Origin of the sequence: Nocardioides guangzhouensis, assembly GCF_004519545.1 — a bacterium.
Lineage (GTDB): Bacteria > Actinomycetota > Actinomycetes > Propionibacteriales > Nocardioidaceae > Nocardioides > Nocardioides guangzhouensis.
Genome location: NZ_SDKM01000023.1, coordinates 81,482 through 90,056, shown reverse-complemented (window position 1 = coordinate 90,056; position 8,575 = coordinate 81,482). Strand labels below are relative to the sequence as shown.

Below are 8,575 nucleotides of genomic sequence, written 5' to 3'. Positions count from 1 at the left end.
CGTCCTTGACGTAGACCTTCCACGAGCAGGACCCGGTGCAGTTGACGCCGTGGGTGGAGCGCACCACCTTGTCGTGGCTCCACCGATCCCGGTAGAAGTCATCGGCCTGGCGGCCACCCTTCTTGCTCAGCGTCCGCAGGTCGTCGGAGACCGTGCCCTTGGTGAAGAAGCGTCGGGTCCGCACCAGGGCGTCGCTGATCCCTCCGTCCAGGCCGACCACCCGGTGCCCGTTCTGGTGCCCGTCCTGGTGCCCGTCCTGTTGTCCTTCGGGCTGGACCTCTGTGCTCACTGGTTCATCCTGACGTCGGGGATGGAGGGTCTTCGATGGACGTTACCGAGACGCTGGCGTCTTTTCCGGTGCGGCGGCGTCGTGCGCGCGTTCAGTCCGTCGTACCACGGTCAGGGTCAAGACCAAGGTCAGCACCGCCGTCACCGACAGCAGCCAGAGGCCGATCGCGTAGGAGTCGGTGCGGCCGTAGACGTAGCCCATGATCAGCGGCGGCACGAACCCACCGAGCCCGCCCGCGGCGCCCACCAGACCGGTCACCCCGCCAACCCGGGAGGGGTCGGTGACCTTCGCGATCAGCGCAAACGTGGCGCCGCTGCCAGACCCGAGGGCGGCGGCCATGGCCAGGAACGCGACGGTCCCGACGTGCTCGAGCAGGGGGTGGGTCGCGGCGACCCCCGCCCCCACCGCCACGACGGCGAACCCGCCGGCCAGGACCGGGATCGGGCCGATCCGGTCAGAGAGCCATCCCCCGACCGGGCGCATGATCACCGCGACCACCACGAAGCCGGCCATCCGGTTCGCGGCGTCGGCCGGCGTGAGCGCGTAGTCGGTCTTGAGGTAGGCCGGCAAGTACACCGAGAACGCCACATATCCGCCGAACGCCACCGCGTAGAGCGCACATGCCTGCCAGGTGATCGGAAGCCGGGCGTTGGCCGAGAGCCGGGTCAACAGTGGCGTGGTCGGGACCGTGCGGCCCGGCGCATCGCGCAGGATGAGCCAGGCGGCGATCGCGTAGACCGCGAGCACGGCAGCGGTGATCAGGAACGGCGCCCTGGAGCCCACGTTGGTGAAGAGCTTCACGGTGGTCAGGGCGCTGATCGCGGTCCCGCCCATGCCCGCGCCGAAGATGCCGATCGCGAGACCACGGCGCTCCGGGGGGAACCAGGCGTTCACGAACGGCACCCCGACGGCAAACGCGGTTCCGGCGATGCCGAGGAAGAACCCACCGACCAGCAGCAGCGCGTAGGAGTCGAGGGCGAAGAAGGCGATGAACAGGATCGGGACGATGGTGACGCCCGAGACGATCGGGAACATCACCCGGCCGCCGTACCGATCGGTCAGGGCACCGACCATGATCCGGCCCAGCGAGCCAACGATGACGGGCACGGCCACCATGAGTGCGACGTCGGACTCGCTCAGAGTCCCGAGGGTGCCCTTCTCGCGGAACAAGGGGCCGAGCGGGCTGATCAGTGCCCAGGCCCAGAAGTTGACGGCGAACCCGAGGGTCGCCATGGCCAGCATCAGCCACGGCGAGCCGACAGTCTCGCGGGTACGACCGTCGGTGGGCGTCGATTCCTCCATCGGTGCCGTCATGATCGTCGTCCTCCCGAGCTCGTCGTGGTTTCCACTCTTACGGATGTTGCTCGTGTTGCCAATGGTTTGAGTCTCACGCATCGGTGCGCTCCAGGGTGAGTCGCCATGCCTCGGGGCCGCGCTCGCGGTAGGCCACCGCGAAGGCTCCTGGCCAGCGCTGGTTGATCTGGTCGAGCAGCGGCAGCGGGTCATGGGGCGCGACGAGCTCCAGGCCGGCGCCCGGCTGGACGGACTCCAACGCGCCGAAGATCGTCGCGTGCCGGATCGCGTGTGGGACCGCGCGCACGTCCAGTTCGGGATACCCAGGACCGTCGACCTCACCGCACGAGCAGGCGTGGCCACCGCACCCGGTGCCGGCCTCGGCCCTCTCTTCGGCCTCGGTCAGGTCTCGGTGGCCGAGCAGCTGGTGCATGCCACCGAGCAGGTCATGCAGCGAGACGCCGGGGGTCGCGGCCAGCAGCGGCACCACCAGGTCGTTCTCCTTGGTCAGGTGGGAGTCGAAGACCGCACGCAGCGCCGCGGCCGACCCGGCGGCTCGCAGCAGGTCCGCCGAGTCCGCCACTTCGCGCAGCAGTCCAGTGATGACGTCGTGCTCGCCGAGCATCGCTTCGATAAGAAGGCGTCCTTCGATGGTTGCCTGCGCGGCCGGGTACAGCGCCTGCTCCTCGGCCAGCGCGTGCGGTATCAGTTCGCGCTCGCACCAGCCCACCAGGTCGCGGCGAGCCTGCTCGGCTGCGGCAGGGTCGCGTCCGGAGGCGGTCGTGAACAGTGCCTCGGTGTGCAGGTTCAGGGCGCCGGCCAGTGCGGCGTGGTGCTGCTTGACCGCCTCGGCGGCGTGGGCGTCTGCCTCGTTCGAGGCGATGACGAGTTCGGACATTCTGCGGTCTCCTTGAGTGGCTGCTTTGGCACGTCGACCCTGATTTTATTACACTCTGCTCCGTGGAAAATAATGGGCCCTCAATTCCCTCGCGGATGACGTCGGGTTACGGTCCCCGTCCGAGCGCTGGCCGGGCTCGCGCGCCACTGTCCAGGTCGCGGGCGGCGTTGCTGGAGACCCTCCGGGCGCAGGCCGAGCCGACGACCCTCGCGGCGCTGGTGGCTATCTCCGGCCTGCATGCCAACACGGTCCGCGAACACCTCGACGCGTTGGTGCGCCAGGGCCTCGCGCACCGCCACCCCGCGGCGCCGGCTGGGCGCGGACGGCCCGCCTGGCTCTATGAGGCCGCCGGCAGCGACGCGGCCGCCGCGCCTGAGTACGCCGGGCTCGCCGCGGCGCTGGCAGCGGCGATTCACCGGACCAGCGCATCACCGAGCGAGGACGCGGTCGCCGCCGGACGGGAGTGGGGGCATGAGCTCGCACGCGAGCGCGGCGCCGGGCCGGCACCGAGTGCGGTCGCGGCCAGGCGGGAGGTGGTCTCCCTGCTCGACGAGGTCGGGTTCGCTCCCCAGGCCGACGCCCGCAGCTCGGTTGTTCGGCTGACCCGTTGCCCGTTGCTGGAGGCGGCCCACCAGTACCCCGATGTCGTCTGCGGCGTGCACCTCGGGCTCGCCCAAGGCGCACTCGAGGAGTACGGCGCGGACCCCGACGGCACCGAGCTGCTGCCGTTCGCGGAGCCCGGCGCCTGCCGCCTGCACCTGATGCGGCGCACCCGATGAGTACCACCACCACCCGCCAGCCCAGCCCCAAGGGCCCTGGTAGCGACCTCAGCGCCGGCCACGCTCCCCGCGTTCAGGCGTCGCTGGTGCCCCGGGTCGCGTTGCTGGCTCCCGCCGGGATCGCCCTGCTGGCCGGTCTGGACGCCGCCCTGATCCTCCTTGACCTACCTGCCCCGGTGCGCGTTGACCGGCTGCCCGAGGTGCACGGCATGCTCATGGTCCTGGGATTCGTGGGCACCCTGATCGCGCTCGAACGAGCCGTTGCCTTGCGTCGCCGCCCCGGCTTCGTCGCCCCGGCGCTGCTCGGCCTGAGCGCCTTGGTGCTGCTCTCGCCGGCACCGCTCGTGGTCGGCCGAGGTCTGCTCGCGGCCGGTGCCGCCGCGCTGGTCGGCCTGTACCTGCCGCTGTGGCGTCGACAGCGCGACGACGCGGTCCTGGTCCAGGCCCTGGGAGCGGTGCTCGCCCTCGGTGCCGCCGTGCTGTGGCTTGGTGGGACCGACGTGCCGGTCCTGGCGCCGTGGCTGGTCGGGTTCGTCGTGCTGACCATCGCCGGTGAGCGGCTCGAGCTCGCCCGGATCGCGATGGGCCCTTCGGCTGGCACCACGCTGGTGCTCCTCGCTTCCGGGCTGCTGGCCGGGATCGTGGCCGCATTGCTGTGGCCGCGGCCGGGCACGGCTCTGCTCGGAGCGGCAATGCTCGTCCTGACCGGATGGCTCGCCGCCCACGATGTCGCCCGGCGCACCATCCACGCCCCGAGCCACAACTCGGGCCACAAGGGAGGGCTCCCCCGCTACATGGCCGGCTGCATGCTGGCTGGGTACTGCTGGCTCGGCGTCGCCGGTGGCATCTGGATGCTCGGCGGTCCGGCGACCGAGGGCGTGCGCTACGACGCGGTGCTGCACGCGGTGTTCCTCGGGTTCGCGCTGTCGATGATCATGGCCCACGCTCCGGTGATCCTGCCGGCGGTGCTGCGCCGGCCTCTGCCCTACCACCCGGCCCTCATCGCCCCGGCCGTGCTCCTGCACGGCTCCTTGGCGTTGCGGCTGTGGGTGGGCGACGCCCTCGGCAGCCACGGCGCCTGGGTCACCGGCGGCGTCCTCAACATCGTGGCCGTGCTGTCGTTCGTTGCCGTCGCGGTAGGATGCGCGGTCCGCGGCACCCGGAGCCCGGCATGAGCAGCCCTCGTGAGCAGGCCCGTGTTGAGCAGGCGGTCGTGAGCAGGCAGGGCAGCCGTGGCTTCTGGCCGCTGCGCGACCTGCCGGTGCTGGTGTGGTTGGCGGCCACGGTCGTGGTCGCACTCGTGCATCCGTTCGTGCCGGCGCCACGCTGGCTGATGATCCATCTGCTCATGCTCGGGGCGGTCAGCCACGCCATCCTGGTCTGGAGCCGGTACTTCACCGACGCGCTGCTGCATTCGGCCGACGAGGACCGCCGCGGCCAGAACCGGCGGCTGTTGCTGCTCAACGGTGGCGTCACCCTCGTGGTAGTCGGCGTCCCCTACGATGTCTGGCCCCTGACTCTGCTCGGCGCGACCGCGGTCGGCTCCGCGGTCCTGTGGCACGGCTGGACGATCCTGCGTCAGCTGCGTGCGGCCCTGCCGGCCCGGTTCGGACCCTCGGTGCGCTACTACGTGGCCGCAGCCTGCTTCCTGCCCGTCGGCGCCGGCCTGGGCACCGCGCTCGCGCGTGGCCTCGCCGATCCCTGGCACACCCGTCTGGTCGTCGCGCACGCGGCGGTGAACCTGCTCGGCTGGGTCGGTCTCACCGTGGTCGGCACGCTGGTCACCCTGTGGCCGACCATGCTGCGCACCCGGATCGCCGCGGGCGCCGAGCGAGCCGCGGCCCGGGCGCTCCCGGTGCTGGTCTGCTCGGTGCTGGTGACCGCGGGCGGCGCGTCCGCGGGCCTGCGTCCACTCGCCGCGATCGGGATCGCCGGATACGTGACCGGGCTGCTGCTCACCGCGCCAGCGTTCGTCGACGCCCTGTGCCGCAAACCGCCCACCGAGTTCCCGGCCTGGTCGGTCCTGGCCGGGCTGGCCTGGCTGGTCGTCACCCTGATCACCCTCGGTGCGGGCATCGGCGCCGCGTCCTCCTGGCCTCGTGTCCATGAGGTGTTCAGCTGGCTGACGCCGTTCCTGGCCGCGGGCTTCACTGCCCAGGTGCTCCTCGGCGCCTTGTCGTACCTGGTCCCGGTAGCCCTCGGTGGAGGGCCCACGCCGGTCCGGGCGGCGAACGCGGTCCTGGACCGCGGTGCCCCGCTGCGGCTGGTGGTGACCAACGCCGGCCTGCTGCTGTGCGCACTGCCGGTGCCCAGCACTGTCCGGGTGCTCGCCTCGATCCTCGTCCTGGTCGCCCTCGCCTCCACGCTGCCGTTGCTGCTTCTCGCCGTGCGGGCCTCGCGTTCCGCGAAGGCGCACCCGACGAGTGCCCGAGAGGGCCCGCGAGTTCCGTCCGGCCGGCCTGCTGGCCAGATCTCCGGCCTCGCCGCGACCGGACTCTCCCTCGTGGTCATGGCGGTGGCCGCTGGCGTCGCAGTCGACCCGGCCGCAATCGGCGGCAACACCGCCTCGGCCGCGGCCGGTGTCACCGCAACCGGCGAGACCACCACCGTCGAGGTCGAGGCCCACGACATGCGGTTCACCCCGGCCACCATTTCGGTGCCGGCCGGCAACCGACTGGTGATCGTGCTCACCAACACCGACGAGGAGGACGTGCACGACCTCGTCATCGAGACCGGCGCCAACAGCGGCCGACTCTCCCCCGGCCAGACCGCACGCATCGAGGTCGGAGTTGTCGGCCGCGACCTCGACGGCTGGTGCTCGGTCATCGGCCACAAGCAGATGGGCATGGTCCTCACCGTCCACGTCACCGGCACCGTCAACGCACCTGCCACGGCGGCCGGGTCCTCCGGAGGTCATGTCGACCACCAGCACGGGCCAGGCGGGAACGACAGCGACCCGTCCCCCGCCGAGACCGACGAGACCGACGAGACCGACCAGACCGAGCCCATTCCGGCTACGGACAACCTGGATCTGATGGCCGATCCATCGCCGGGTTGGACGGCGCGCGACGCTTCCTTGCCGCCGTTACCGTCGGTGTCGAGAAGTCGTGTGCACCGGCGTACGTTCGTGGTCCGAGACGTCGTACGCGAGGTCGCCCCGGGGGTCACCCAACGACTGTGGACCTACGGCGGCACCGCCCCGGGTCCGGTGCTGCACGGGCGGGTCGGGGACCGGTTCGAGATCACCATGACCAACGACGGGTCGATCGGCCACTCCATCGACTTCCACGCCGGAGCACTCGCCCCGCAGCGCCCGATGCGCACCCTCGCACCCGGTCAGTCCCTGACCTACCGATTCCGCGCCACCCGCGCCGGAGTGTGGATGTACCACTGCTCCACCATGCCCATGTCGGCCCACATCGCCAACGGCCTCTTCGGCGCGGTCGTCATCGAGCCACCACACCTGCCTCGAGTGGATCGCAGCTACCTCCTGGTGCAGTCCGAGCTGTACCTCGGCAACCAGGGCGGGGAGGTCGACGTCACCAAGCTCGCCGCCGAGGACCCAGACCTGGTCGTGTTCAACGGCTACGCCAACCAGTACGACCACACCCCCCTGACCGCGCGGGTCGGGGAACGGATCCGGGTGTGGGTCCTCGACGCCGGCCCCAACCGGCCAACCTCGTTCCACGTGGTCGGCGGCCAGTTCGACACCACCTACGCCGAGGGCACCTACCTCCTGCGACGCGGGCACGGCGGGGCCCAGAGCCTCGGACTGCAGGCCGCCCAAGGAGGGTTCGTCGAGCTCACCTTCCCCGAACCCGCCGACTACCCGTTCGTCTCGCACCTGATGATCGACGCCGAACGCGGCGCGCACGGGCTGTTCCGGGTCACCCCTTGACCGTGGTCTCAAGCGGAGGCAGGTGCGGGCCGGTGGGAGCGATGACGGTTCGGAACAAATGCACAAGCATGATCGCGAAGACCAGGACGCACGCAGGGAACGCCACCCAGAGCTCGGCGCGTCCCACTGCCTCCACCACCGGCAAGTGGTCGGCCCGGCCCAGGTAGATCCCGGCAACGGCGTACATGCCGAGCGGAAATATGATGCTCCACAGCGTCGCCTCATACCGCAGCGGCACCCGGCGCCGGACGTGACGCCACCAGCCCGCCGCGACCAGCACCGGAATCAACCAGGTCGCGAACGCCCAGAACACCACGGCCAGTCCCGCGATCAGGTCCCGAGTGACCGCGACCATCGGCGCATCGGCCATCTCCACGATCCGGGCGCCGGCGAGCACGGTGATAGCCAGCGCGCCCATCGAGACCCAGTACGGCGGGGTCAGCTCCTCGGGGCCGAACTCGTAGAGCATCAGCCGCAGCGCGACCAGTATCCCGGTCGCGCCGTACAGGAACACTCCGACCGACCACGACATGATCGCCAGCACCGCGAGCTCGCGTCGCACCGGGTCGAAAACCGGCTCGATGGTGGCCGCCGCCACCGCGACGGACTGGCTGGCCACCACCCAGATGAACCAGGTGCCGTTCGCGGTAGCCAGCACGGGGCGTTCTTGGCGACCCAGCACGGCGGTCCACGGCACCACGTAGCCGAGAGCCAGCCAGGCGACACCCGCGAGCACGAGCAACACCGCGGTCGCCTCGTAGAAACCAGCAATCCCCAGTCGGACACCGAGCACATTGGTGCCGGCCACGAACGTGAAGAACCCAAACCCCCTCCGCGGATCGGTGAAGTCCTCGACCACCGCACTCCGGTAGGCGACCAGCCGCCAGCCAGTCAACGCCAACAACACAACGAACGCTGAGCAGCACACGCCTAACAGCACTGCGGACAGGATGTCGAAGCGCTCCAGGTGCATCCCGACGGACAGGATTCCCGTGGCCATCACGAGCGCGAAGTAGCCAGGTGTCAGCCCCTCGACAGCCCGGCCGACGCGGTCACGGAGTCCTTCAGCCACGCTCGGAGTTTCGCACGCAGGGGTGCCCGCTGATTCGGGATTCCGCTCCGCACTAGTCCCGACCTGTGAGACGAACGACCGCGAGACGTGCGTTCATCCCAGTCATGTGGCGTCCTCGGAAATCACCGAGAAGCCCACCTGGCCGGCGAGACTGAAGACGGGGATGACGATCAGATCACCGGGTGATCCGTTCCATCGATTCTCCCCGGCCACCAAAGTGACGCGACCGTGGAGAACCTGAAGGGTGGCTTCGCCAGGGCTTTCGTGCTCGTCGAGGTCGCTCCCTGCCCGGAGGGCGACGAGCGTTTGGCGCAGCGCACGTTCGTGGCCCCCATAGATCGTTTGA

The 8,575-nt window shown here is 70.4% G+C and carries 6 protein-coding genes and 2 pseudogenes; 3 read left to right on the top strand and 5 right to left on the bottom strand.

All coding sequences use genetic code 11. The annotated features are described in order from the left end of the window. The 4 genes and pseudogenes from EKO23_RS15885 to EKO23_RS26720 form a co-directional block, all read right to left on the bottom strand. Positions 1 to 211, bottom strand: a pseudogene (locus tag EKO23_RS15885) (molybdopterin-dependent oxidoreductase); the annotation flags it as partial. A gap of 120 nt (positions 212 to 331) precedes the next feature. Further along, positions 332 to 1,603, bottom strand: a complete 1,272-nt coding sequence (locus tag EKO23_RS15880; RefSeq protein ID WP_246051118.1) for a nitrate/nitrite transporter — start codon at positions 1,601 to 1,603, stop codon at positions 332 to 334. Positions 1,604 to 1,676: 73 nt separating this feature from the next. Then, positions 1,677 to 1,988, bottom strand: a complete 312-nt coding sequence (locus tag EKO23_RS26725; RefSeq protein ID WP_425464404.1) for a DUF2249 domain-containing protein — start codon at positions 1,986 to 1,988, stop codon at positions 1,677 to 1,679. A gap of 81 nt (positions 1,989 to 2,069) precedes the next feature. After that, positions 2,070 to 2,480 (bottom strand): annotated as a pseudogene (locus tag EKO23_RS26720) (hemerythrin domain-containing protein); the annotation flags it as partial. Between the two features lie 167 nt (positions 2,481 to 2,647). Between EKO23_RS26720 and EKO23_RS15870 the strand changes: the two are divergent. The 3 genes from EKO23_RS15870 to EKO23_RS15860 are packed head-to-tail and all read left to right on the top strand — an operon-like array spanning position 2,648 to position 7,157. Further along, the gene (locus EKO23_RS15870; RefSeq protein WP_246051117.1) at positions 2,648 to 3,259 is read left to right on the top strand and encodes a helix-turn-helix transcriptional regulator; all 612 of its coding nucleotides are present in this window, start codon (positions 2,648 to 2,650) and stop codon (positions 3,257 to 3,259) included. Next, positions 3,256 to 4,434 (top strand): hypothetical protein, encoded by a 1,179-nt coding sequence (locus tag EKO23_RS15865; protein ID WP_246051116.1) that lies wholly within the window; start codon positions 3,256 to 3,258, stop codon positions 4,432 to 4,434. The genes EKO23_RS15870 and EKO23_RS15865 overlap by 4 nt, the downstream gene beginning before the upstream one ends. Beyond that, positions 4,431 to 7,157 carry a multicopper oxidase domain-containing protein gene (locus EKO23_RS15860; RefSeq protein WP_134719008.1) on the top strand — a complete coding sequence of 909 codons (2,727 nt, stop codon included), beginning with the start codon at positions 4,431 to 4,433 and terminating at the stop codon, positions 7,155 to 7,157. The genes EKO23_RS15865 and EKO23_RS15860 overlap by 4 nt, the downstream gene beginning before the upstream one ends. On the opposite strand, the gene EKO23_RS15855 is transcribed toward EKO23_RS15860, so the two are convergent. Continuing rightward, a complete protein-coding gene (locus EKO23_RS15855) occupies positions 7,147 to 8,229 on the bottom strand; it encodes a tellurite resistance/C4-dicarboxylate transporter family protein (protein WP_246051115.1) in 1,083 nt (360 codons plus the stop codon). The genes EKO23_RS15860 and EKO23_RS15855 overlap by 11 nt on opposite strands. Positions 8,230 to 8,575: the final 346 nt, after the last annotated feature.

Bases quoted from the DNA above. Each gene is read 5' to 3' on its own strand.
- EKO23_RS15860 (WP_134719008.1), top strand. From the start codon at position 4,431: ATGAGCAGCCCTCGTGAGCAGGCCCGTGTTGAGCAGGCGGTCGTGAGC.
- EKO23_RS15865 (WP_246051116.1), top strand. From the start codon at position 3,256: ATGAGTACCACCACCACCCGCCAGCCCAGCCCCAAGGGCCCTGGTAGC.
- EKO23_RS15880 (WP_246051118.1), bottom strand. From the start codon at position 1,603: ATGACGGCACCGATGGAGGAATCGACGCCCACCGACGGTCGTACCCGC.